Genomic DNA, 23,385 nt, shown 5'->3' on the forward strand with positions numbered 1-23,385 from the left:
GATATCTTCCAGAAGAAATCTTCCGCAAGTAGCCGTGCGGATACCTGCCAGAACATGTCAGCCTCTGCTGGCACGGTGAACGCCATGAGCAAGCCACTGCACGGCAAGATCGCCCTGGTCACCGGAGCCACCCGCAACGCAGGTCGCGGCATCGCCATCGAGCTCGGCGCCGCCGGTGCCACCGTCTACCTCTCCGGCCGCAGCGGGGGCGGCCACACCTCCCCGGAGAACCGCCCGGAAACCCTGGAGCAGACCGCCGCCATGGTCGAGGCCGAGGGCGGCACCGCGGTGGTGGTGCCCACCGACCACCTGGACTCCGCGCAGGTCCGCGCCCTGATCGAGCGCATTGAGTCCGAGCAGGGGCGGCTGGACGTCCTGGTCAACGCGATCTTCGGCGGGAACTCGCTGCTGGAGTGGGACAAGCCGGTCTGGGAGCACGACCTCGACGGCGGCCTGAAGATGCTGCGGCTGGCCATCGACACCCACCTGGTCACCGCCCACCACGCGCTGCCCCTGCTCACCCGGCACCCCGGCGGCCTGCTCGTCGAGATCACCGACGGCACCAACGCCTACAACGCGGACAACTACCGGGTGAACACCTACTTCGACCTGACCAAGGCCGCCTGCAACCGCCTGGCCTTCACCCTGGGCCACGAGCTGCGCCCGCACGGTGGCACCGCGCTCGCGCTCACCCCGGGCTGGCTGCGCTCGGAGATCATGCTGGACGCCTACGGGGTCACCGAGGAGAACTGGCGGGACGCCCTGGCCAAGACCCCGCACTTCGCGATCTCGGAGACCACCCGCTACGCCGGTCGCGCGGTCGCCGCCCTGGCCGCGGATCCGCAGGTGGCGCGGTACAACCAGCAGTCCCTGGACGCGGGCAGCCTGGCCAAGGAGTACGGGTTCACCGACCTGGACGGCTCGCAGCCGGATGCCTGGCGGTACCTGGTGGAGGTGCAGGATCCGGGCAAGCCCGCGGACACCACGGGCTACCGCTGAGAAATCGGTGTGGCGGCCGATGAGTTTTCGCGGCGGTGGAAGTCTCTACTGGCATGACCGAGACGCACACCCTAAACCTCCCCGAAGCCGACCTCGTTTACGACGTGTACGGCCCGCTGCCCACCGCCGACGGCCGCCCGGTGCTGCTGATGGTCGGCCAGCCCATGGACGCCAGCGGGTTCGCCACCCTGGCTCCGCTGATGTCCGAGCGCACCGTGGTCGCCTACGACCCGCGCGGCCTCGGCCGCAGCAAGCGCAAGGACGGGCGGGTCGACCACACGCCGGAGACCCAGGCCGGGGACCTGCACGCCTTCATCGAAGCCCTCGGCGCCGGGCCGGTGGAGGTGTTCGCCAGCAGCGGCGGCGCGGTGACCGCGCTCGCCCTGGTGACCGCCTACCCACAGGACGTGCTGACCCTGGTGGCGCACGAGCCGCCGCTGAACAACGTGCTGCCCGACGCCGAGGCCGCCGACCGGGGCCGCGCCTGGTTCCGCGACGTGTACCTGGCCAAGGGCTGGGGCGCGGGCATGGCCGCCTTCATCGCGATGACCTCCTGGGAGGGCGAGCTCACCGAGGAGTTCTTCGCCCAGCCCGCGCCCGACCCGGCCCAGTTCGGCCTGCCGACCGAGGACGACGGCAACCGGGACGACCCGCTGTTGTCGGACCGGTCCTGGGCGGTGAGCAGCTACCGGCCCGACATCGCCGCGCTGAAGGCCGCGCCGACCCGGGTGGTGGTCGCGGTGGGCGAGGAGACCGGGAACACCTTCACCGGGCGCACCGCGGTGGCCCTGGCCGGGCTGCTCGGCCAGGAGGCCACCGTCTTCCCCAGCCACCACGGCGGTTTCGCCGGCGGCGAGCACGGCTACCCCGGCCAGCCCGAGGCCTTCGCCGTCAAGCTGCGCGAGGTGCTGGCTGGTTAACCGGCCAGGAAGCCGGTGACCACCGAGGTGAAGGAGTCGGGGGCGTCCAGCCACGGCCAGTGCCCGCAGCCGGGGAGCACCGCGAGCACCCCGGCCGGGTGCAGGTCGGCGACCAGCTTGGCCGGGGTCAGGCCGGCGATGCCGTCCTCGGCCCCGGCCACCGCCAGCACCGGGTGCGGCACCGCGGTGGCCTTGTGCTCGACGTAGAAGGCCGCGCGCAGCCAGCCCGGCGGATTCCCGTTGTCCGCCGGTGCCCTGGTGCGCACGCCCCTGGCCCTGATCCGGGCCACCTCGTCCTCATCCGGCTCGCGCGACCCGCGCCCGGCCGGGGTGACGAGCACCAGCCGCCGGACCCGGTCCGGCTCGGCCGCGGCGTAGGCCTGGGCGGTGAGGGTGCCCGCGGAGTGCGCGAGCAGGTCGATGGCGGGCAGGCCCAGGTGGGCGCGCAGGGCCTCGACGTCCTTGACCTGCTCGGTGAAGGCGCAGCTGCCCTGGTCGGCCGGGATCTCGGAGTAACCGCCGGCCCTGGCGTCCAGTCGGATCAGCGTGTGGTGACCGGCCAGCCCGCCGAGGTCACCGAGGCTGGTGGCGTCCGCGCCGGGTCCACCGGAGAGGCAGACCAGCGCCGGGCCCTCGCCGAGGGTGGTGTAGGACAGCCGAAGTCCGTCATAGCTCTCGAAATGCGGCATCCGCGCCAGAGTGCCACACGTCCAGCAAGGCCAGCACCTCGTTCACCGAACCCGCGGGGTCCGGGATCGGGTGCAGCGCGGCGCGCACCACGCGGTCCCGGTCCAGGGTCCGCTCGGCGTCGGAGAGCAGCGGGAACGGCAGCGACCAGGTCGTGCACCCGGCGGGCCTGCGCGGACTCCGGTTCGCTGGTCGCCGAGAGGGTGCCGTCGCCCAGCAACCGGGTCGAGCCCCAGTCCTGCAGGGTGATGAGCACCGGCAGCAGGCCGCGGCCGCGGTCGGTGAGCCGGTACTCGTGGCGCGGCGGGTGCTCGTGGTAGCGCTCGCGGCGCAGCACCTTGCGCGACCTGCCCAGCTCGGCCCGCGACGCGTCGAAGCGGTGCACCCCCCTGGCCACATCGAGGGCCTGGGCGATCGCGCACTCCGCACCTCCTTGACCGCCGGATCGCGCGCCCAGCACAGTGCGTTCCTTGAAGGAACTCACGTGATCCTGGGGAGCGACATGCGCACGAGACCGGCAGGCGACTTCGACTACGAGACCCACGGCGCCGGCTACGCCCAGCACCGCCGCACCGACCCGCGCATCGCCGCGCTGGTGCACGCCGCCCTCGGCGAGGCCCGCACCGTGGTCAACGTCGGCGCGGGCGCGGGCTCCTACGAACCGGTGGACCGGCACGTGATCGCGATCGAACCCGCCGCCGCGATGCGCGCCCAGCGACCGCCGCACCTGGCCCCGGCGATCAACGGCATCGCCGAGGAGCTGCCGCTGGACGACCACAGCGTGGACGCGGCCATGGCCACCATCACCGTGCACCAGTGGGCCGAGCCCGACCGCGGCCTGCGCGAGCTGCGCCGGGTCAGCCGGGGCCCGGTGGTCGTGCTGTGCATCGACGGCGCGGCGCTCGCCGAGGGCTGGTTCGCCGAGTACGCGCCGGAGGTGGTCGCGGTCGAAGCCAAGCGCTACCAACCCATCCAGCACATCGCCGAGGTGCTCGGCGGGGCCACGGTCACCCCGGTGCCGGTCCCGCTGGACTGCGCGGACGGGTTCACCGACGCCTTCTACGGCCGCCCGGAACGCTTCCTGGAACCCGCGGTGCGGCGCGCCCAGTCCGGCTGGGGCTTCGTCGGAGCCGAGGCCGAGGCGCGGTTCGTGGCCAAGCTGACCGCCGACCTGGAGTCGGGGGAGTGGGACCGGCGCTTCGGGCACCTGCGCACCCAGCCGGAGTACGACTCCGCGCTGCGGCTGCTGGTCGCCGGTTAGGGGAGATCGAACTCACCGGGTGGCCCGGCGCACAGCCCCCGCCCGAACTGGGAAAAGTCCGAACGGGTGAAGCTAGCCTCGACGGGTGGCTGCCTCGACCCTCCCCGCGCTGATCCGGTTCGTCCGCGAGAACTCCCCGTACTACCGGGACCTCTACGCGCACCTGCCGGAGAACCCGGAGCTGGCCGAGCTGCCCATTGTGGACCACGCCAGCTACTGGGCGGCGAACACGTTGCGGGACAACAGGTTGCACACCGGTGAGCACCGCGGCGGGCTGGTGTTCAAGACCGGCGGCACCACCAGCGCGCCGCGGGTCTCGGTCTACACCCGCGCGGAGTGGCGGGAGATGAGCGAGACCTTCTCCACCGGCCTGACCGGCGCGGGCCTGGTCGACGGGGACCGGGTGGCGAACCTGTTCTACGCCGGGGAGCTGTACTCCAGCTTCATCTTCACCCTCAACACCCTGCAGGACGCGCCGGTGGACACCGTGCAGCTGCCCATCGCCGGTTCCGCGCCCCTGGACTTCGTCGCGAACACCCTGGCGGAGTTCGGGGCGACGGTGCTGGCCGCGCCGCCCACCTCGCTGTGCCAGCTGGCCCAGCACGTGGCAGACACCGTCGGCGCGCTGCCGCTGGTGCGGATCCTGCTCTTCAGCGGCGAGGCCTTCTACGGCGACCAGCGCGCGCTCATCGGCGCGGCCTTCCCGAATGCCGAGGTCCGCTCCATCGGCTACGCCAGCGTGGACGGCGGCATCCTCGGCGGCCCGGTCGCCGGTGAGCAGGACGCCCGCATCCACCGGGTCTTCCCCGGGCGGATCATGGAGATCCTGGACATCGACTCCGGCGAGCCGATCACCGAAGCGGGCCGCCCCGGCCGGGTGGTGGTGACCGACCTGGTGCGCACCCTGCAGCCGGTGCTGCGCTACCCGGTGGGTGACCTGGCCGAGTGGACCGAGGTCGAGTCGGGAACTTTCCGGCTGCTGGGCCGTTCCGACGAGGGCGCCAGGGTCGGCCCGGTGACCGTCTACCTGGACGATCTGCGGTCCATTGTGGAGGGTGCGGCGGCCGGGCAGTCCATCACCGGCATCCAGGTGGTGTTGCGGCGCAAGGAGGCCAAGGACCAGCTGGTGCTGCGCCTGGGCGGCGCGGTCACCGGGGAGCGGGAGCTGGCCGAGGCGATCGCGGCCCGGCTGGACGAGGTGCGGCCGATGTTCGCCGACCACGTCCGGCGCGGCCTGATCCAGCCGCTGGCGGTGGAGTGGGCCGGGACGAACGGGCTCACGGTCAACCCGCGCACCGGCAAGCTGGTCCGGCTGCTCGACGAGCGCGGTGCCTGAGTCGTGTCGGCCTAGCACTCCTCGGTGATCATCAGCAGCAGCTCGCCGGTGTCCGCGCGCCACCTGCTGAAGGCGTGCCCGGACTCCGCCCGCGTGGCCCAGAACTCCCGCCGCGCGGGCAGCTCCAGCCAGACCAGGTCCGGATCCGCCGACTCCAGCGCCACCAGCGCGGACTCCCGCAGCGCGAACGGACGCGCCTCCCTGGCCGAGAGCTGACGCGGCTTCACCCTGGTCCACACCCGGCCCAGGTGGTCGGTCCAGCTCTCCCGGAAGGAACGCCAGCGGATCTCGGTCACGCCGAGGCCTGTTCGTGCTTCTCCCGCGCGGCCAGCACCTGCGGCAGATGGACCTCGGCCCACGCGCAGCAGGAGTCCAGCAGGCCCAGCAGCGAGCGGCCCAGCTCGGTCAGCTCGTACTCCACCCTCGGCGGGATCTCCGGGTGGTGGGTGCGGGTCAGCATGCCGTCGCGCTCCATCGCGCGCAGCGTCTCGGTGAGCACCTTCGGCGTCACCCGCGCCATCGGCACCCGCAGCTCGGTGAAGCGGCGCGGCCCGTGCTCCAGGCAGCGGATGACCATCGCGGTCCACTTGTCGCCGATCCGGAAGGGCAGCGCGCTGGAGGGGCAGGCCGGGTCGAACAGGTCGGGCGGCAGCGGCTCGGGCATGGCCGGACGGTAACCAAGTACCTTTGAAGTAACAAGTATGCCGTGGATACCGTCCAGCTCAGAGCCGTGATCAGCATGGTGTGGACGAACTGGGGCAGACATGAGCAAGATCATCATCTTTGGCGCGGGCGGCCGGGTCGGGCGACTGGTGGCCGCCGAGGCGCTGGCCCGGGGCCACCAGGTGACCTCGGTGGTGCGCGACCCGGCCCGGCATCCCGACCTGTCCGGCCGGGTGGTCGCCGGTGACGTCACCGACCCGGACTCCGTGGCCGCGCTGGTGCCCGGCCACGAGGTGGCGGTCAGCACCGTCTACGACGTCAGCGCCGACCCGGCCGAGTTCTACCCCGCCGCGGCCCGCGCGCTGGCCGCCGTGCCAGGGGTGCGGGTGCTGGTGCTGGGCATCGCGGTGCTGCTGGAGTCCGCGCCGGGGGTCCGGTTGCTGGACTCGCCGGAGTTCCCCGCGGAGTACCGGCCGTTCTGCCTCGGGCACGCGGCCGGCTCGGCGGTGCTGGCCGGGACGCCGGGCCTGGACTGGCTGGTGCTCAGCCCGATCGGCGAGTTCGACTTCGCCGCCGGGCGCACCGGCCACCGCACCGACGGCGGGTTCGTCACCCCTGGCTGGCCGCGACCGGAAGGCGCGCTCTCCGGCGTGGACTTCGCCGCCGCGGTCGTCGAGGAGATCGAGACCCCGCGCCACCACGGCAGGCAGGTCGCGGTCCACCCGCTCACCTGAGCGCGTGGGTGAAGAACTTGACCACCTCGTCGGTGGCCCGGTCCCGCTGTTCGGACTCGGTCAGCTGTCGCACCACCTCGCCGTCGGCAGGCTGGCGGCAGTGACCGGCGGGCAGCGGCGGGTCCTCGTCCTTGCCGGGGGCGTCGTCGTAGGCGTGCTGCTGGCCGCTCTCCGGTGACCACTGGGTGTTGAAGAAGTTGTGGTTGCCACCGCGGTACGTGCTGGCCGAGGCCGGGAACCTGGTCCCGGCGGCCAGCGCGTCCCGCACATAGCTGCGGCCGACCTCGCCGATCGCGCCGTCACAGGTGCTGACCAGGACCCGCACCGGCGCCGTGGTCACCAGCCCGTCGCTGACATCGCCCTCCACCAGCGGGAAGTACACCGGGGCCACCGGCAGCACCGCCCGCACCCGCACCCCCGGCGGCACCTTGCCGCGCTCGCGGTCGGCCGCCTGCCACATCACCGCCTTGCCGCCCCTGGAGTGGCCGAGGGTGCCGACCCGGCTCAGGTCGGCGCGGCCGCGGAAGTCGACCTCGCGGGGCGCGCCGGTGTCCGGATCGGTGAACCGCCCGGCCAGCTCGCCCTCGCCGGCGGCGGCCAGCCGCTGCCACATCGCCAGGTGCTTGTTGATCAGGTCCGCGCGCGCCTGGTAGGGCTGCATGGGCCGGTCGGGGCCGGTGGCGCCGAGCTTGTTCCACTGGCCCTCCACCGCGTTGGCCGCGATGGAGACCGCGATGATCCCGCGCTGGGCCAGCGCCCGGCCGAGGTAGTCGTAGCCGCGGTGGCTGGGCATCGGCGTAGAGCTCTGGCACGGCCACTCGGCGTTGTCGGCGCAGGAGTGCCAGGAGCCGTGCAGCATCAGCACCACCGGCGCGGGCCGCGAGCTGCGCCGCACCGGGTAGTGCACCACCGCGGTCAGCTCCAGGGGCTCGGGCATGGCCGGGGTGCGGAAGGCCGCCCGGCCCAGGTCGTAGGCCACCGTGCCGATCCCGCTGCCCTCGGCCTCGGACTGGGGTAGCGCCGGGGACAGTGCGATCAGCAGCGCGGCGGAGGCGGTGACGGCGGCGGTGTGCACGGGCACGGGAGTTCCCTTCGGCGGGCGGGTGGCCGTCACCGACGGTAGGGGCGAGTTGTCAGGAAGTTGTGAGTCGGCTGTGAGTCTGCCGTGGGGCGACCGGCACCTCGACCGCGACCTGGGGACCGGGAGCGGTCAGGCTCGGGTGAAGCCCATGTCCATCCAGTGCCTCCACTCCCCGTCCACCAGGCGCTCCCAGGCGGCGGCCATGGTGTTCTCGCCGATCCGCAGCGTCGCCTTCGTGTCCGGACCGGCGAAGGTCCACACCCCGTCGGCGTCCACGGTCGCGGTCATCTCGCTGAACACGCCCTGGTTGTCGAAGGCGCGCATCGGGTAGCTGTCGGTGGCCGGGTCGTGCGGGCCGATCATCTCCAGCACCTGCACGTGCTCCCCGCCGACCCGCACGTCCACCCGGTGCACCAGGAAACGCTCACCGGGGAACCACTGGTAGTCGTCGGTGCCGATGATCTCGACCGGCGGCTCGTCCACGGTGCGGCCGCGGGAGCGCCAGAGCCCGAGCAGGGCGTTGAGGCGTGCGTTCATGAGCCGAGGGTAGGTGCCGGGCCTGACATCCAGGGGGGACAGCGGCGGACCGGGCCCGGGGTTCCGGTCCGCCGCTGTCCGCGCGCTCAGCTGTTGCGGGCGCGCCGGTCGACCACCGCGACCAGCTTGCCGCTGGCCCCGGTCCGGTCGAAGACCCCGGGATCGGCCAGCTGCACGTGCAGGTCCACCAGCCCGTCGCGGACCGCGGTGACCATCAGCTCCGGGTAGCGCTCCAGGAACTCCGCCCGCACCGTCTCGGCGTCCAGGGTCGTCCTGCCCTGTTCCAGGCGGATGGTCAGGCTTTCCCGTTCGCCCTCCTCGGCCAGCACCAGCTGGAGGTCGCCGGCGTAGGCGAAGGCCTCGGCGGCCACCGCGAGGAAGCGGCGGTAGTTGAGGAAGTGGCCGCCGCTGCGGAAGACGTCGCCGGAGCGGCCCAGCAGCTCGAACCTCGGCGTCTTCCGGCCGCACGGGCAGTCTTCGGCCAGCCAGCGGCCCAGGTCGCCGATCTCGTAGCGGTCCAGGCGCTGACCGCGGCGGGTGTGCGCGGTGAAGACCAGGCGGCCGGTCTCGCCGGGGCCGACTGGGCGGTCCTGTTCCCGGTCCAGGATCTCCAGGGTCTGGATGCCGGCGAAGAGGTGGTGCACCCTGGCCGGGGAGTCCGGGCACTGGTAGCCCAGCGGGCCGCCGTCCACGCTGCCGTAGGCGGCGCTGCGGATGACCTCGACGCCGAACTCCTCGGTCAGCCACCGGCGCTGCTGCTCGCTGAAGTGCTCGCCGCCGTAGAAGATCTTGCGCACGCCCCGGTAGTTCCGCAGCGTGTCCCCGGACTCGTCGAACAGCCGCAGCAGGTAGCTGGGCATGCCGAGCAGGGTGTCCACCCGGTTGTCCACAATGGACTTGGCCACCAGGTCGTGCAGGTTCTGCTGACCCGCCATCGGGAATTGCACCGCGCCCAGGCGTTCCACCGCGGAGAAGAAGCTCAGGAACCCGCCGTAGAGCTGGCCGCCGAAGAACAGGTTCATGGTGCGGTCGGTGCGCGGGTCCAGCCCGGCGGCCAGCAGGCCCTCCGCGCCCTGCCGCATGTGCTCGTCGTAGTCGGCCCAGCTGAACGCCGAGAGCTTCGGCTCGCCGGTGGTGCCACCGCTGCGGAAGAACACCTCGGCCCGGCTCAGGTCGGTCTGCAGCTCGTCGAAGCGGGCCTTGGTGGTCACCGGCACCGCGGGCGGCGGCAGCGGCCGGGAGGAGACCAGGTCGTCCAGGCAGGCGTGCCCGGTGAAGCGCTCGTCCAGCTGCACGTCCACCCGGCGGCTGTAGCGCTGCAGGGCGTAGACCCCGTCGTGCGGCTCGCCGTCGTAGCTGCCCAGCATCCGGCCCGGCATGGTGATCCGCTGCACGCCCGCGCCGATCAGCGCCCGGGTCAGCACCGCCACCTCCGCGCGGTCCGCGCCGAGCCCGACGGTTTGCAGGTACCGGCGCATCGGCCGCAGCACCTGGGCGATCTTGTCGCGGGACAGGGACTTCACCCACACCGTGCGGTACAGCGGGGAGGCGCGCAGCGCGGAGCGGGTGTCGGCCAGCACCCGCCAGGACCCGTCCTCGGCGGCGTGCACCCTGGTCAGCCCGAGGTGCTCCTCCAGCTGGGTGACCAGCACGGTGTTGGTGATCTCGGCCCATTCCGGGTCGCTGGGCTCGCGGGTCTCGGTCTTGGCCACGGTCTCGGCCAGCACCGCGGCGAAGCGCTCGGCGAAGGCGAAGACCTCGGCCTCGTCCTCGGTGTCGAGGTAAATCACCTGCGGGCTGGAGCAGGCCTGCTGGTCGAGCAGGCACACGTCCCCGGCCACCGCGCGCAACGTGTCCTCGTCGACCCAGGTGGCGGCGGTCAGGTAGGCGAAGGACAGCTTTGGTCCCCAGTCCACCAGGCGACAGCCCGGCCGCAGCACCGAGGCGACGCCCGCGAGGGCTTCCTCGCCGCCCCAGGCCGCCACCGCGTCCGCAGGCGCGCACATCCGCTCCAGCCAGTCCTTGCGGGCCGAGGAGTAGTGCAGCACGATCACCCGGCGCGCGATCTGCCCGGTCGGGTCGGCCTCGGCGAGCGCGGCCAGCAGCTCGGCGGTGAACCGCGAGTCGTCCCCGCTGGTCTTGATCACGTTGAGGTTGCCGGAAAGCAGGCCCTCCAGGCCGCTCATCGCCCCGGCGGCCGGCGCGTTGCCGGGCGCGATGTGCGCGAGCAGCCCGACCGGGGCCCAGGCCTCGAAGATCTCCTGCCGGAAGTCGAACCGGGTCAGCCTGCCCGGGTCGATCCCGCCGAGCTCCCGAACGACCTTGCGCTCCAAGGTCTCCCGGCTCAGCGCGCCGGTGAGCTGGGTCAGCGTGGCCTCGATCTCGGCGGCAGGCACCTGCCAGGCGGCGAGCCGGTCGGCCAGCCTGCGGCGCACCGGGCTCTCGGTGTCGCGGAGCTGGGCGACCACCTTCTCCGCGGCGGCCAGCACCAGCAGCGGGCTCAGCGGCTCACCGCCGAGCACCTGCTGGGTCAGCTCCTCCAGGGTGTCCAGGCGGCGGTCCGCTTCGGCGTCCTCGACCCACTCGCCCTGCCAGTAGTGCTGGTTCATCCCTTGTCCTTCAGCAGTTCGGCGGCGGCGATGGCACAGCTCTTGTTGCGGCTCAGCCCCGCGCGGCCCAGGATCCTGAACCACGGCGTGGGCGCGCCGCAGCCGCATTCTTCGGGGGCGTGCAGCGAGGCCAGGTCGCCCATCAGCACGCTCTGCGCGGGCGCGGAGGTGATGAACGGGGAGACGAACTGCAGGTAGCCCGGTTCGCCGTAGCCCAGCGGGGCCAGCTCGCGCACCGAGCGGATCAGCACCCTCGACCACACCGGCACGTGCATGTTGTGCCGCGCGCATTCCATGTACGGCACCGAGTGCTCCACCGAGCCGAAGCCGTCCCGGATCCGCTCGTCCGGGATGCCCAGCTGCTCGGCGATCTTGCCGTAGAGCTCGGGCTTGCTGACCTGCTTGTCCGCGTTGCCCTTCCAGCCGCCGCCGAAGACCACCAGCGAGGCCGGGTCCAGCTGGATCGGCTTCATGCCCATGTTCCGCATCCGGTCCAGGGTGAAGGACAGGAACGCCGGGAAGCCCAGGATGCGCACAGGGACGCCGTCCTCGGCGGAGCGCAGCAACGAGCGGATCGCGCCGAAGGCGTCGAACTCGTGGCCGGTGCCGGTGCTGGGCAGCGCGTGCTCGACCCGGTTGACCGGGGCGAAGTCGCAGAGGTAGTTGTCGGTGAAGGAGGCGCCCAGGTTCAGGCCCGGCCTGGGCTGGTAGGTGTAGATCAGGTAGTCCACCGCGCGGCTGTCGTCGATCCAGCCGTAGTGGTCGAAGATGCGGGCCACCATCCGCTGCCCGGCGCGCAGGGTCCACTCGTCGAAGAACATCTGCGACTTCTGGCCCGTGGTGCCCGAGGAGGTCACGTGCAGCTTGACCTGCTCGCGCGGGATGGAGACGACCTCGTGCATCTTGAAGAAGTTCGCGTGCACGAACGGCTGCCGCTGGATGTCCGCAATGGACTCAAGGTGGGGGCGGCCCTTGCTCTGCCACAGCGAGTCGAAGAACGGCGAGCGCGCGGCGTGCCAGGCGTTGGACTCGTTCATCGCCGCCACGAACAGCTCGTCGGCCTCCGCGCCCGCGGCGTAGGGGGCGGCCAGGTCGCACAGCCGCTGCACCGAGGCCAGCGCGGCCGGGTCGGGGACCGTGACCGGTCCGAGGTAGGAACTCACCGGAACACCCCGCGTGTGTTGAGGTACATCTGTTTCCAGGCTTCGATGTACTGCTCGGTGAACGGCTGGAACGCCGCGTCGATGGCCAGGCCGCGGAAGTCCAGCGGCTGCATGGTGCGGGCCATCACCACGTAGTCCCGGAACAGCTCGCCGTCCCTGCGCATCGCCGGGTAGGCCGCGGCGGGCAGGAAGCCGTGCGCGAGCAGCTGGCCCAGCTCGTCGAAGGCGTGCAGCGGCACCAGGGTCTCGATGTAGAAGGCGCCGTAGTTGTTGAGCTGGGAGATCAGCAGGTCCAGGTGCCGGGCCACCGCCATCGCGTCCGGGTTGGCGCCGATCAGCGTGCAGTAGCCGTCGCTGCCGGACAGGTGCGCGAACACCTCGTAGGAGCCGTCGGCCGCGGCCAGCAGCACGTTCGGGGTGTGGAAGGGGTAGAAGCGGCGGCCGGGGTTGGTCAGCTGGTCGTTGTAGCGGCGCAGCACGAACCGCGGCGCGCTGATCAGCTCGACCTCCGCGGGCGGGGACTCCCCGCGCTGGACCGGCACCTCCACATCAGGCACCAGCTCCGGCCGGGTGGGCAGGCCCACGACCTGCTCGACCGCCGCCAGCAGCGGGCCGAGACTGGCCGGGACCCGCTCCACCGGGTGCCGCTGCTCCAGCACGCCCTCCTGGTGGCGGGCCAGCAGCACCATGGTCTCGTGCCGGGCGGCCTTGCGCAGGTTCGGGAAGATGCCCAGCGCCTTGAACCCGCTGCGCAGGCAGATCCGTTGCGGGGCGGTGGAGGTGGTGCGCGCGGTGCCGTAGACGGAGTCCGCGCGCCCGTCGGAGAGGATCAGCTCGGCCAGTGAGCTGACCGCCTGCTGCGCCACCCCGCCACCCCGGTGCTCGGGGTGCACCACCAGTCCCTGCATCTTGCCGAGGCGGTCGGCCGGTTCGACGTTGCCCACGATGGAGGCCACCAGCTCACTCCGCTCCCTGGCGACCAGCCAGCTGGTGCGGTCGGAGGTGATCTCGGCGGCCATCACCTGCGGGTCGGTGCCCAGCGGCAGCGCGTAGGCGCGGCCGTAGACCCGGCGGTACAACCGGAGTAACTCGTCGATGTCGTCCAGACGCGCCCGTTCGAATACAGGCCCCACTCGACTCTCCTTCTCATGGAATGCGGCCGGGACTCAGACGTCGACCGGAGCGATTCCGAAGGCTAGCCCCCGCAAGGCCTTGAGACTTCTTTGATAAAGATCTGACCAGCGACGATGCCCTGACGGGGCGATCAGGCTCACAACCCGATCCCACCGTATGTCGTAATTCGTGCGAGGTGTGGGAAGCAGGTCAACGCGGATAGGAGGGAAGCCGCAGTCCGGCAGCCGCCTTCGTAGTGAGTTTGTTAAAGAAAGAACTAAGCCGGGGGGAGCTGAGCGCCTTGTACATCAGGTTGCGCCGCCGGATCCCGAAGGCGGTGCGCGGGGACAGGAACGGTCCGGCGTTCTCCGAGGTCTTCTGGCACCCGGTGGCGTACTCGCGGATGATCTCCTCATACCGCCGGAAGGCCACCCGGTGGTCACCGTCGGCGGCGTGCAGCTCCCCGGCCAGCACGTGCGCGGCCACGATGGCCAGCCCGGTGCCCAGCCCGCCGCAGGTCGCCCCGTACCCGGCGTCGCCGACCAGCGCGACCCGGCCGCTGGAGAGCCGGTCGATGTGCACCTGGCTGATCGAGTCGAAGTAGAAGTCCGGCGCCGTCCACATCGCGTCGATGATCTTCGAGGTCTCCCAGCCCATCCCGGCGTAGGTCCGCTCGACGATCTTCATCTGCTGCTGGGGGTCCCGCCGGTCGTACTCCAGCGGGTCGCTGGCGAAGACCAGCAGCGTGCCGGACTCGACGCCGCCCAGCGAGGCGCCCCGGCCGGGCTCGTTGTAGAGCCGGTTGTGGTTGTCCAGGCCGGGATGGTCCGGCATGGAGAACCCGCACACGTAGTAGCCCAGGTGCCGCAGGAACTGCGACTCCTCGCCGAAGGTCAGCCGCCGCACGGCGGAGTGCAGCCCGTCCGCGCCGATCACCAGGTCGAAGGTCCGCGGCGCGCCGCGCTCGAAGGTGACCTCCACCCCGTCGGGGGTCTCGGTGAGCGAGCTGATCGAGTCGCCGAAGACGTACTCGGTCTCGTCCTTGGTGCGGTCGTAGATGATCCGGGACAGGTCCCCGCGCAGGATCTCCACCTCGCCGGAGGTGAAGTAGGCGGGCAGCCCGGCCAGCCGCCGCCCGTCCCGGTCCACCACGATCATCTCCCCGGCGTCGGTCTGCTTCGCGCGCACCGCGTCCAGGATGCCCATGCGGCGCAGCACCTCCAGGTGCACCGGGCCGCGGAAGTCGACGGCGAAGCCGCCCTCGCGCAGGGCGGGGGCGCGTTCGACCACGGTGGGGTTGAAGCCGTAGCGGCGCAGCCAGAAGGCCAGGGCGGGACCGGCGATGCTGGCGCCGGAGATGAGCACGTTGCGATTGGTCATGGGCGCAGCCTGGCCGGACCCGCTGACCGGCCGCGCACCATCGACTGACAGGGCTGGTCAGCCGGTGATGACCTGCCGGTAGATGTTGGTCAGGTAGGCCGGGGTCATGCCGAGCGACTCGTAGAGCCGGTAGGCCCCGGTCGGGTTGGTGGTGTCCACGCCGAGCCCGGCCCTGCCCAGGCCCTGCTCGGCGTAGGCGGCGAAGGCGCCGGCCAGCAGCGCCTTGGCCAGGCCACGGCCGCGGTGCCCTGGCAGCACGCCGAGCCACTTCACCCAGCCCTCGTCGCTGGCCGGCGACTGCCCGGAGGACACCACCGCCCCGGCGAGGTCGCCGCTGTCGGCCTCGGCGACCAGGGTCTCCGCCCACCGGATGCCCGGGGTGTCGGCGAACTCGCCGAGGGTGGCGGGGAAGGTCTGGCCGGCGCCGGTGAAGGCGGTGCGCAGCAGCTCGTGGCACTCCACCAGCTCGCCGGAGTTCAGCCTGCGCAGGGTGTAGCCGGGCACCGGATCCGGCCGCTGCTCGTCACCGGTAAGCGGCCGGGTCATCCGCGCGTGCTGCCGCTCGAAGGCAAAACCGGCCTGCTCCAGCACCCGGATGTAGGCCGTCTCGCCGGGCGTGGCGGCCGACCTGGCGGTCACCGGCGCGCGCTCGGCGAGCTGGTCCAGCAACAGCCGGACCAGCTCGGCCTGCACGGCCGGGTCCGCGCCGGGACGGGCGTAGGCCTCGCAGCTGACCTCCTCGGCCGCCGCGGCGGGCGGGTCGAGGTAGCCCCAGCCCACGGCCAGGCCGTCCCGGTCGCGCACCACCCAGGACGCACCGAGTGCGGCGACCACCTCGGACTCGTCGAAGTCGGCGAACCCGACCGCGGCGATGTCGCTGGCGTGCACCAGCGCGAGGATCTCCGCGACATCGGCGGAGCCGGGACGTTCGACCTGGAAGCCATGCATCGGGTCAGTGAAATGCCTCGCCGGCCGCGACGGCGAATTAGTTACCCGATCTCGACCTGTCCGGGACGCCGCCGCGCCACTGCCAGCCCCGCCGCCGCGGGTGCCCCGGCAGTTCCCCGCGCCCGGTGCACCACCACAGGGCCGCCACCGGATCACCCGCGGGCGCCTCCGGGAACAGCCGGTCCACGGCCGCCGCGCACACCCCGGGATCGGGCCGCCAGTCCGCGCCGAGCGCGCGGGCCAGGTCGCCGGTGTGCACGGTCAGCTCGACCATGCCCATCGCGGCGAACCCGGCCGCGTCCGCGACACCCCACGGGTGCCAGCCCCGGTCGGCCGGATCGGCGTGCCGGACCGCGGCCGACAGCAGCGCGGCGGCGGCCCGGACACCGGCCAGGCAGTCCCGGATCGCCGCGTCCGGCCGCAGACCGCCGAGCAGCGCGGTCCAGCTGTCCGCGGCCCCGGTGCCGAGCTGGGCGGTGTAGCAGAGCAGGCCCTCCACCAGGTGGTCCAGGGTGGTGCGGCAGGACCAGTCCAGGCCCTCGGCCCGGCGGGTCCAGTCCGCGTCCGCGACCGCGACCGTGGTCAGCACGTCGAAGCTGTCGTTGGCGGCGGTGTCGAGCAGGGTTGGCCAGCGCACCTCAGGCCGCCTTGCGCAGCAGCTCGATCACCCGCGCCCAGCCGTCGCCGCCATGCCCCTCCGCCACTGCGCGGGCCGCGTAGTCGCGCAGCAGCTCGGGCAGCGCGGCGTCCACCCCGCGCACCTGGCTGGCGTGCACCAGGTGCTCGATGGTGGCCAGCTGCACGTCGATGGTGGCGTCGAAGCCCGGGTAGGCGCGCTGGTCGACCTGCGGCACGTAGGCGCGGATGAACCCGTTGACATCACCCAGCCAGCGCAGGGCCAGCGGGGTGAACTCCGCCGCGGTGGCCCCGTCCGCGATGACCAGGGCGGCGGCGTGCAGCCAGCCGGTCATGGTCGACCACATCATGCCCAGCAGCGCGGTGTCGTAGAGCGAGGCCACCCCGGGGTCCTCGCCCAGGTGGATCGCCTCGCCGAAGGCCGCCAGCAGCTTCTCCGCCGCGGCGAAGGCGGTCCGGGAACCGCTGTAGAGCAGCATGGACTCCGGGTTGCCGATGCCCGGCGGGGTGATCATGATCCCGCCGTCGAGGTAGTCGATGCCGTGGTCAGCCGCCCACTTCGCGGTCTCGCGGGCCTGTTCGGGGGAGCCGGAGGTGAGGTTGACCAGGGTGCGCCCGGCCAGCGCGGCGGGGTCCAGGACCTCGTGCAGGGCCGGGTAGTCCAGCACGCAGGCGATGACCACCGGGCTGGCGGCCTGGGCCTGCGCGGCGGTGGCCGGGGCGTGCGCGCCCTCGGCGGTCAGCGGGGCGGTCTTGGCGGCGGTGCGGTTCCACACCACGGTGCGGTGGCCCGCGCGCAGCAGGGCGGCGGCCAGCGCCGAGCCCATCTGGCCGAGGCCCAGCACGGTCACGTCGTATTCAGTCACCTGACCAGCCTCAACCCTGCACGCGGAGATCAACAGTGGCAGAAATGCCGACATCCGCACGATTACTGCCATAGGCTGCCGGGCATGAGCACCGGCACCGTGGCCATCGTGGTGGCCGAGGACGAGGCGCCCTCGCTGTGGGACGTCTACGAGGTCGGCCTGGCCTGCGTGGTCTTCGGCGTGGACCACCCCGACCTGGCCGATCCCTGGTACCGCACCCGCCTGTGCGGCATGCGGCCCGACCTGCCCAGGGCTGAGCACGGGTTCGTGCTGCACCCCGAGCACGGCCTGGAGGGACTGCGCGGCGCGGACACCATCATCGTGCCCTCGGTGCCCGAGGCCGTGCTGCACGGCACCGAACCCCTGGATCCGTTGCTGGTCAAGGAACTCCAGGAGGCCGCTGAGGCCGGGGCGCGGATCGCCGCGCTGTGCAACGGGGCCTTCGTGCTGGCCGAGGCCGGGCTGCTGGACGGCCGCCGGGCCACCGCGCACTGGAACTACACCGCCGAACTGGCCCGCCGCTATCCCAAGGTCGAGGTCGACGACTCGGTGCTCTACATCGACGAGGGCCAGATCCTGACCAGCGCGGGCGCGGCCGCCGGCCTGGACCTGTGCCTGTACCTGGTGCGCCAGGACCTCGGCGCGCACGTGGCCAACCAGCTCGCCCGCCAGCTCTGCGTGCCCGCGCACCGCACCGGCGGGCAGGCCCAGTTCGTCACCCGGCATGTGCCGGAGACCGACGACGACAGCATCGCCCCGGTGCTGGAGTGGGCCACCCGCAACCTGCACCGCCCGCTGACCGTGGCCCAGCTGGCCCGGCGGGCCGGACTGAGCCAGCGTACCTTCTTCCGCCGCCTGCACGAGGCCACCGGCACCACCCCGCTGCAATGGCTGCTCGGCCAGCGCCTCGCGCACGCCCAGGCCCTGCTGGAGACCACCGCGCTCTCCGTCGAGCAGGTCGGCGAGCGCTGCGGCCTGGGCAGCGGGGCCAACCTGCGGCGGCACTTCACCGCGCACCTGGGCATCGCGCCCACCGACTACCGCCGTGCCTACACCGCTTGACCTCCACCTAACCAGAGGTAGTGAACTCCCTGTCATGACAACAGAAACGATGCGAGCCGCCGCGGCCACCAGGTTCGGCGGCATCGAGGTCCTGGACGTGGTGGAGCTGCCAATCCCGGAACCGGGGCCCGGCCAGGTCCGGGTGCGGGTGCGCGCGGCCGGGATCCAGCCCTTCGACCTCGCGGTGCGCGGCGGCTGGACCCCGCCCTACGGCTCGGTGGACTTCCCCCAGCCGCTGGGCAACGAGTTCGCCGGAGTCGTGGACGCGGTGGGGGAGCAGGTCGACACGATCGAGGCCGGCGCGGAGGTGCTGGGCTTCTCGGTGCTCAACGCCCAGGCCGAGTACGTGGTGGTCGGCGCGGACGCGGTCACCCCCAAGCCACCGGAGATGCCCTGGGAAGTCGCCGGCGGCTTCACCGCGGGCACCCAGACCGCCACCCTGGCCCTGGACCAGCTCGACCTCAAGCCGGGCCAGACCCTGCTGGTGCACGCCGCGGCCGGTTCGGTGGGCACCGCCGCGGTCCAGCTGGCCCAGCTGCGCGGCGCGAAGGTCATCGGCACCGCCAGCCCGGTCAACCAGGACTACCTGCGCTCCCTCGGCGCGACCCCGGTGATCTACGGCGAGGGATTGGCCGACCGCATCCACCAGCTCGCCCCCGGCGGGGTGGACGCGGTGCTGGACGGAGCAGGGGGAGCGGCCCTGGACCTGTCCCTGGCGCTGGTGGCACCGGCGAAGATCGTCACCCTGGTCGACCACGACCGAGCGGCTGACCTGGGAGTTCAGCTGGTCCACGGCACCAGGTCGGCGGAGCGGCTGGCCGGACTGGCCCAGCTCTACGCCGAGGGCAAACTCAAGTTCCCGGTGCGCCGGACGTACTCGCTGCACGAGATCCAGGACGCGCACCGCGAGGTGGCCACCGGGCACGGCCGCGGCAAGGTGGTGCTGATCGTCGGCTGACTCAGCCCGCGCCGTCAGCTCATGAGGCGGGCAGCGGCCGTTCGTCGACCACCCGCTTCATCACCAGTGTCGAGTTCAGCCGCTGCACCCCCGGCAGCGCGGAGAGCACGTCGTCCTCCAGCTGCTGGTAGGCGGCCAGGTCGGCGGTGACGATGCGCAGCAGGTAGTCCGGATCGCCGAAAAGACGTTGCGCCAGCAGGACGTTCGGGATGTCGGCCACCGCGGCCTCGAAGGCCAGCAGGGTCTCCCGGTCCTCCTGGCGCATCGTCACGAACACCAGCGCCTCGAAGGTCAGGCCCAGCGCCGCCGGGTCCACCACCGCCCGGTAGCCGCGGATGGTGCCGTCCCGCTCCAGCGCCCGCAGCCGCCGGTGACAGGGCGAGACGCTCAACCGCACCCGGTGGGCCAGCTCGGTGAGCGTCAGCCGCCCCTCCGCCTGCAACACCGCAAGGATCTGCCGATCAACCGCGTCCACGGAGAAGATTCTTCCACTGCCAGCCCCTAGGCGGGCAATAGTTGGAAGCACCTTCGGCCACTTCGCGCATAGCTTTTCCGGCATGCCAGCCAGCAACCTCCTCGCCTTCTGGGCCGTGGCCGCCCTGCTCATCGCCGTGCCCGGCGCGGACTGGGCCTTCGCCATCGCCGCCGGTCTGCGCCGCCAGGCCCTGGCCGCCGCCACCGGCATCACCCTCGGCTACCTGGCGATGACCGCGGTGGTCGCCGCCGGTCTCGGCCTGCTCATCACCAGCACCCCGGCCGCACTCACCGCGCTGACCGTCGCCGGTGCCTGCTACCTCGCCTGGCTGGGTGGCAAAACCCTCCGCAACCCCAGCGGCCCGACCACATCCGGGGACACCGCGACCAGTCCCCGGCACACCGTGTCGCAGGGCTTCGCGGTCAGTGCGCTCAACCCCAAGGGCCTGCTGGTCTTCGTGGCCCTGCTCCCACAGTTCACCACCCCGGCCGCCTCCTGGCCGATTCCGCTGCAACTGGCCGCGCTGGGCCTGGCCTTCACCGCCACCTGCGCCGTGGTCTACCTGTGCGTGGCCGCCACCGCGCACGCGGTGCTGCGCGCCCGGCCCGCCGCGGCCAGGGTGGTCTCCAGGGTCTCCGGTGCCTCGATGATCCTCATCGGCGCCGCGCTGGTCCTGGAACGCGTCATGACATGATGCGAGGACCGTGATCAATCCTGGCGTCTGGGGGACGTTGACGGTGACCTCGCCGGAACCGGCCAGCGCGGCCGAACGACTCCTCGGCCGCCCGATGCCGGCAGACCGGTCGCGCGGCTGGCTGGTCGCCGCCGTGCTCGCGGTGCTCGGCGGGATCATCCGGTTCCAGAACCTGGGTTCGCCCACCGATCCCAGCGGCACGCCGGTCTTCGACGAGAAGTACTACGCCGTGCAGGCCTGGCAGATGCTGCGCAACGGCTGGATCGAGGACAACCCCGGCTTCAACTGGACCGTGCACCCGCCGCTGGCCAAACAGCTCATCGCGCTGGGCGAGCTGATCTTCGGCTACAACGGCTGGGGCTGGCGGTTCGCCTCGGCGGTCGCGGGCACGCTGATGATCCTGCTGATCGTCCGCATCGCCCGGCGGCTGACCCGCTCCACCCTGCTCGGCGGCCTGGCCGGGGTGCTGCTCATCTGCGACGGCGTGCTGCACCTGATGAGCCGCACCGCGATGCTGGACATCTTCCTCGCGCTGTTCGTGCTCATCGCCTTCGGTTGTCTGCTGCTGGACCGCGACCAGGTGCGCCACCGGCTGGCCACCGCCGTCGGCGAGGGCTGGGCCACCCACTCCCCGCACGGTCCGCGCCTGGGCTTCCGCTGGTGGCGCTTCACCGCGGGCGTCTCGCTCGGCCTGGCCTGCGGGGTGAAGTGGGGCGGCCTGTACTGGATCGCCGCCTTCGGCCTGCTCACCGTGTGCTGGGACGCCACCGCCCGCCGCGCCGCCGGGATCGCACACCCGTGGACCGGTGCGCTGCGCCGCGATGTGCTGCCCGGCCTGTGGTCGCTGCTGCTCATCCCGGTGCTGGTCTACCTGGGCACCTGGTGGTCCTGGTTCGCCAGCGAGACCGGGGTGAACCGGCACCTGCTGTCCACCGCGCTGTCCTCGCTCTGGCAGTACACCGTCGACGTCTTCCACTTCCACCAGGGCCTGGCCACGCCGAAGGACAAGCCGCACCCGTGGGAGTCCAAGCCGTGGAGCTGGCCGATGGGCCTGCGGCCGATGCTCTACTTCATCGACAACTCGGCCACCGGCTGCGGCGCGACCACCTGCGTGCGCGCGACCATGCTGATCGGCACCCCGGCCATGTGGTGGCTGGCCCCGGCCGCGCTGGCCTGGGGCCTGTGGCGCTGGCTCGGCCACCTGGACTGGCGCTACGGCGCGGTGCTCATCGCCTACCTGGCCGGGCTGCTGCCCTGGTTCCTGAACCTGGACCGCCAGATGTACTTCTTCTACATGACCCCGGTGGCCGCGTTCCTGGTGCTGGCCCTGGTCCTGCCGCTCGGGCAGATCCTGGGCTCGGCGCGCGAGGGGCACGAGCGGCGGGCGACCGGCCTGCTGGTGGTCGCGCTGTACGTGGGCCTGGTGGTGGCCAACTTCGTCTGGCTGTGGCCCATCCTCAACGGCGACCCGATCACCGAGGCCCGCTGGCAGGCCGAGCTCTGGCTGCCGTCCTGGCGCTGAGCCCGGACCAGCCGATCGGCTGATCTCCGGCTCAGCCCCCGGACCGGGAGTCCGGTTGATGTGCGCCGGGCCGCGCCGCTGCGACGGTGTGGGCATGACAGAGCCAGCACGCAACCAGCTGAGCCGCCGGACCCTGCTCGCCGGCGCGACCGCCGTGGCAGGCGGCACCCTGGCCGCCGGGACGGTCGGCCACGCCGCCACCGAGCCCGCCGGTTTGGGCCCGGTGCGCATCCGGCCGGGTGACCCACGCTACGAGAACCTGTTGCGCGGCAACAACTTCCGCTTCACCGGGCAGCCGGAGGAGATCCGCGTGGTCAGCTCTGCCGAGCAGGTGGTGCGCGCGGTGGCCGAAGCGGCGCGCACCGGACGCCGGATCGCGCCCCGCAGCGGCGGGCACTGCTTCGAGAACTTCACCGCCGACCCCCAGGTGCGGCTGCTGCTGGACCTCTCGCCGATGGACGAGGTCGGCTACGACCCGGCCATGAAGGCATTCGCGGTGCAGCCGGGCGCGACTCTCGGGCAGGTGTACCGGCGGCTGTTCCAGGGCTGGGGCGTGACCATCCCCGGCGGCAGCTGCCCGGCGGTCGGCGCGGGCGGGCACTTCGCCGGCGGCGGCTACGGCGCGCTGTCCCGCCGGTACGGCTCGGTGGTGGACCACCTCTACGGCGTGGAGGTCGTGGTGGCCGACCGGGACGGCACCGCCCGCGCGGTGGTCGCCACCCGCGAACCCGAGGACCCGAACCGGGAGCTGTGGTGGGCGCACACCGGCGGTGGCGGCGGCAACTTCGGCGTGGTCACCCGGTACTGGCTGCGCTCACCAGGGGCCACCGGCGAGCCCTCCCGGCTGCTGCCGCCCTCGCCGAGGACGATGCTCGAACGCGTGGTCTCCTGGGCCTGGGCGGGCATGACCGAGCAGGCGTTCACCCGGCTGCTGCGCAACTTCGGCGTCTGGCACGAGCGCAACAGCGAACCCGGGGCGCGCCCGGCCGGACTGTACGCGATCTTGCTGCTGTCCCACCACAGCGCCGGGTACTTCTCGCTGGCCATGCAGATCGACGCGGACCTGCCCGGCGCGGAGGGCCTGGTGGCCGAGTTCCTGGCCGCGGTCACCGAGGGCACCGGGGTCAAGCCGATCGACGACCGGCACCAGCGGATGCCGTGGCTGCACAAGATGACCTGGCCGGGCACCGGGGAGGCCGGTGACGCCAGCGCGCGCCGGTACAAGAACAAGGCGGGCTACCTGCGCCGCTCGCTGACCGACCGGCAGCTGGCCGCCGTGCACCACCACCTGGCCAAGACCATCGCCACCCCGTCGGCGACGATGCTGCTCATCGGCTACGGCGGCCAGGTGCAGGCGGTGCCGCCGGAGGCCACCGCGATCGCCCAGCGCGGGGCGGTGATGAAGGCGGTCTACAGCACGACCTGGACCGACGAGCGCCAGGACGACACCCACCTGGCCTGGATCCGCGCCTTCTACCGCGACGTCTACCTCGACACCGGCGGCGTGCCGGTGCCCGGCGAGGTCAGCGACGGCTCCTACATCAACTACCCGGACAACGACCTGGCCGACCCCGGGCAGAACACCTCCGGCGTCCCCGCGCACACGCTCTACTACGGGGACAACTACCCGCGCCTGCAACGCGTCAAGGCCCGCTGGGACCCGCGCGGGATCTTCCGGCACGCCCTGGGCGTGGAACCACCGGCCTGACCGGCGACCATGGTCACGGAGAGAGGAGCGCGG

The 23,385-nt window shown here is 72.3% G+C and carries 23 protein-coding genes and 1 pseudogene; 10 read left to right on the plus strand and 14 right to left on the minus strand.

The genetic code is table 11. The annotated features are described in order from the left end of the window. Positions 1-84 precede the first annotated feature (84 nt). Both N8J89_RS21185 and N8J89_RS21190 read left to right on the plus strand, forming a co-directional pair. Positions 85-999, plus strand: a complete 915-nt coding sequence (locus N8J89_RS21185; RefSeq protein ID WP_283658726.1) for an SDR family oxidoreductase — start codon at positions 85-87, stop codon at positions 997-999. Between the two features lie 53 nt (positions 1,000-1,052). Beyond that, complete coding sequence (locus N8J89_RS21190; RefSeq protein WP_283658727.1) at positions 1,053-1,919, plus strand: alpha/beta fold hydrolase; 867 nt, start codon at positions 1,053-1,055, stop codon at positions 1,917-1,919. On the opposite strand, the gene N8J89_RS21195 is transcribed toward N8J89_RS21190, so the two are convergent. Together N8J89_RS21195 and N8J89_RS41755 are read right to left on the minus strand one after the other, a co-directional pair. Continuing rightward, entirely contained in the window at positions 1,916-2,608 is a 693-nt protein-coding gene (locus N8J89_RS21195) for an alpha/beta fold hydrolase (protein ID WP_283658728.1), read from the minus strand. The two genes, N8J89_RS21190 and N8J89_RS21195, sit on opposite strands and share 4 nt — an antisense overlap. Before the next feature lie 233 nt (positions 2,609-2,841). Further along, a pseudogene (locus N8J89_RS41755) lies at positions 2,842-3,207 on the minus strand (winged helix-turn-helix transcriptional regulator); the annotation flags it as partial. Here N8J89_RS41755 and N8J89_RS21205 point away from each other — a divergent pair. After that, positions 3,109-3,867, plus strand: coding sequence for a class I SAM-dependent methyltransferase (locus N8J89_RS21205; RefSeq protein ID WP_283658729.1), 759 nt, complete (start codon positions 3,109-3,111; stop codon positions 3,865-3,867). The pseudogene N8J89_RS41755 and the gene N8J89_RS21205 overlap by 99 nt on opposite strands. An 85-nt stretch (positions 3,868-3,952) precedes the next feature. Beyond that, positions 3,953-5,203: a phenylacetate--CoA ligase family protein gene (locus N8J89_RS21210; protein ID WP_283658730.1), complete on the plus strand. Its 1,251-nt coding sequence runs from the start codon at positions 3,953-3,955 to the stop codon at positions 5,201-5,203. Between the two features lie 11 nt (positions 5,204-5,214). Here the strand turns inward: N8J89_RS21210 and N8J89_RS21215 are convergent, their stop codons facing one another. Next, on the minus strand, positions 5,215-5,499 hold the full coding sequence (locus tag N8J89_RS21215; protein ID WP_283658731.1) for a hypothetical protein: 285 nt from the start codon (positions 5,497-5,499) through the stop codon (positions 5,215-5,217). Beyond that, positions 5,496-5,867 (minus strand): winged helix-turn-helix transcriptional regulator, encoded by a 372-nt coding sequence (locus N8J89_RS21220; RefSeq protein ID WP_283658732.1) that lies wholly within the window; start codon positions 5,865-5,867, stop codon positions 5,496-5,498. The genes N8J89_RS21215 and N8J89_RS21220 overlap by 4 nt, the downstream gene beginning before the upstream one ends. A gap of 100 nt (positions 5,868-5,967) precedes the next feature. On the opposite strand from N8J89_RS21220, the gene N8J89_RS21225 reads away from it, so the two are divergent. Then, complete coding sequence (locus N8J89_RS21225) at positions 5,968-6,600, plus strand: NAD(P)-dependent oxidoreductase (protein ID WP_283658733.1); 633 nt, start codon at positions 5,968-5,970, stop codon at positions 6,598-6,600. On the opposite strand, the gene N8J89_RS21230 is transcribed toward N8J89_RS21225, so the two are convergent. The 9 genes from N8J89_RS21230 to N8J89_RS21270 form a co-directional block, all read right to left on the minus strand. Next, complete coding sequence (locus N8J89_RS21230; protein ID WP_283658734.1) at positions 6,593-7,681, minus strand: alpha/beta hydrolase; 1,089 nt, start codon at positions 7,679-7,681, stop codon at positions 6,593-6,595. The two genes, N8J89_RS21225 and N8J89_RS21230, sit on opposite strands and share 8 nt — an antisense overlap. A gap of 129 nt (positions 7,682-7,810) precedes the next feature. Beyond that, positions 7,811-8,218, minus strand: coding sequence for a hypothetical protein (locus N8J89_RS21235; RefSeq protein ID WP_283658735.1), 408 nt, complete (start codon positions 8,216-8,218; stop codon positions 7,811-7,813). Positions 8,219-8,304: 86 nt separating this feature from the next. Further along, complete coding sequence (locus N8J89_RS21240; RefSeq protein WP_283658736.1) at positions 8,305-10,827, minus strand: acyl-CoA reductase; 2,523 nt, start codon at positions 10,825-10,827, stop codon at positions 8,305-8,307. Then, a complete protein-coding gene (locus N8J89_RS21245; protein ID WP_283658737.1) occupies positions 10,824-11,990 on the minus strand; it encodes a LuxE/PaaK family acyltransferase in 1,167 nt (388 codons plus the stop codon). Before N8J89_RS21245 ends, N8J89_RS21240 begins: the two co-directional genes overlap by 4 nt. Then, complete coding sequence (locus N8J89_RS21250) at positions 11,987-13,123, minus strand: GNAT family N-acetyltransferase (protein ID WP_283658738.1); 1,137 nt, start codon at positions 13,121-13,123, stop codon at positions 11,987-11,989. Before N8J89_RS21250 ends, N8J89_RS21245 begins: the two co-directional genes overlap by 4 nt. Positions 13,124-13,313: 190 nt before the next feature. Further along, positions 13,314-14,483: an FAD-dependent monooxygenase gene (locus N8J89_RS21255; protein ID WP_283658739.1), complete on the minus strand. Its 1,170-nt coding sequence runs from the start codon at positions 14,481-14,483 to the stop codon at positions 13,314-13,316. 57 nt (positions 14,484-14,540) lie between these two features. After that, a complete protein-coding gene (locus tag N8J89_RS21260; RefSeq protein ID WP_283658740.1) occupies positions 14,541-15,431 on the minus strand; it encodes a GNAT family N-acetyltransferase in 891 nt (296 codons plus the stop codon). A gap of 37 nt (positions 15,432-15,468) precedes the next feature. Continuing rightward, on the minus strand, positions 15,469-16,068 hold the full coding sequence (locus tag N8J89_RS21265) for a DinB family protein (protein WP_283658741.1): 600 nt from the start codon (positions 16,066-16,068) through the stop codon (positions 15,469-15,471). A gap of 1 nt (position 16,069) precedes the next feature. Further along, entirely contained in the window at positions 16,070-16,933 is an 864-nt protein-coding gene (locus N8J89_RS21270; protein WP_283658742.1) for an NAD(P)-dependent oxidoreductase, read from the minus strand. Between the two features lie 84 nt (positions 16,934-17,017). On the opposite strand from N8J89_RS21270, the gene N8J89_RS21275 reads away from it, so the two are divergent. Both N8J89_RS21275 and N8J89_RS21280 read left to right on the plus strand, forming a co-directional pair. After that, complete coding sequence (locus N8J89_RS21275) at positions 17,018-17,995, plus strand: helix-turn-helix domain-containing protein (protein ID WP_283658743.1); 978 nt, start codon at positions 17,018-17,020, stop codon at positions 17,993-17,995. 49 nt (positions 17,996-18,044) lie between these two features. Continuing rightward, on the plus strand, positions 18,045-18,953 hold the full coding sequence (locus N8J89_RS21280) for an NADP-dependent oxidoreductase (RefSeq protein ID WP_283666213.1): 909 nt from the start codon (positions 18,045-18,047) through the stop codon (positions 18,951-18,953). A gap of 19 nt (positions 18,954-18,972) precedes the next feature. Here the strand turns inward: N8J89_RS21280 and N8J89_RS21285 are convergent, their stop codons facing one another. Then, positions 18,973-19,428 carry an Lrp/AsnC family transcriptional regulator gene (locus tag N8J89_RS21285; RefSeq protein WP_283658744.1) on the minus strand — a complete coding sequence of 152 codons (456 nt, stop codon included), beginning with the start codon at positions 19,426-19,428 and terminating at the stop codon, positions 18,973-18,975. 82 nt (positions 19,429-19,510) lie between these two features. Here N8J89_RS21285 and N8J89_RS21290 point away from each other — a divergent pair, with 82 nt between their 5' ends. The 3 genes from N8J89_RS21290 to N8J89_RS21300 all read left to right on the plus strand — a co-directional run bounded on the left by N8J89_RS21290 (position 19,511) and on the right by N8J89_RS21300 (position 23,352). Further along, on the plus strand, positions 19,511-20,122 hold the full coding sequence (locus N8J89_RS21290; RefSeq protein ID WP_283658745.1) for a LysE family translocator: 612 nt from the start codon (positions 19,511-19,513) through the stop codon (positions 20,120-20,122). A gap of 94 nt (positions 20,123-20,216) precedes the next feature. Next, positions 20,217-21,644, plus strand: coding sequence for a dolichyl-phosphate-mannose--protein mannosyltransferase (locus N8J89_RS21295; RefSeq protein WP_283666214.1), 1,428 nt, complete (start codon positions 20,217-20,219; stop codon positions 21,642-21,644). A gap of 94 nt (positions 21,645-21,738) precedes the next feature. Then, complete coding sequence (locus N8J89_RS21300; protein WP_283658746.1) at positions 21,739-23,352, plus strand: FAD-binding oxidoreductase; 1,614 nt, start codon at positions 21,739-21,741, stop codon at positions 23,350-23,352. The last annotated feature ends 33 nt before the right edge of the window (positions 23,353-23,385 follow it).

The organism is Crossiella sp. CA-258035 (assembly GCF_030064675.1).
In the GTDB taxonomy this organism is placed as follows: Bacteria; Actinomycetota; Actinomycetes; order Mycobacteriales; family Pseudonocardiaceae; genus Crossiella.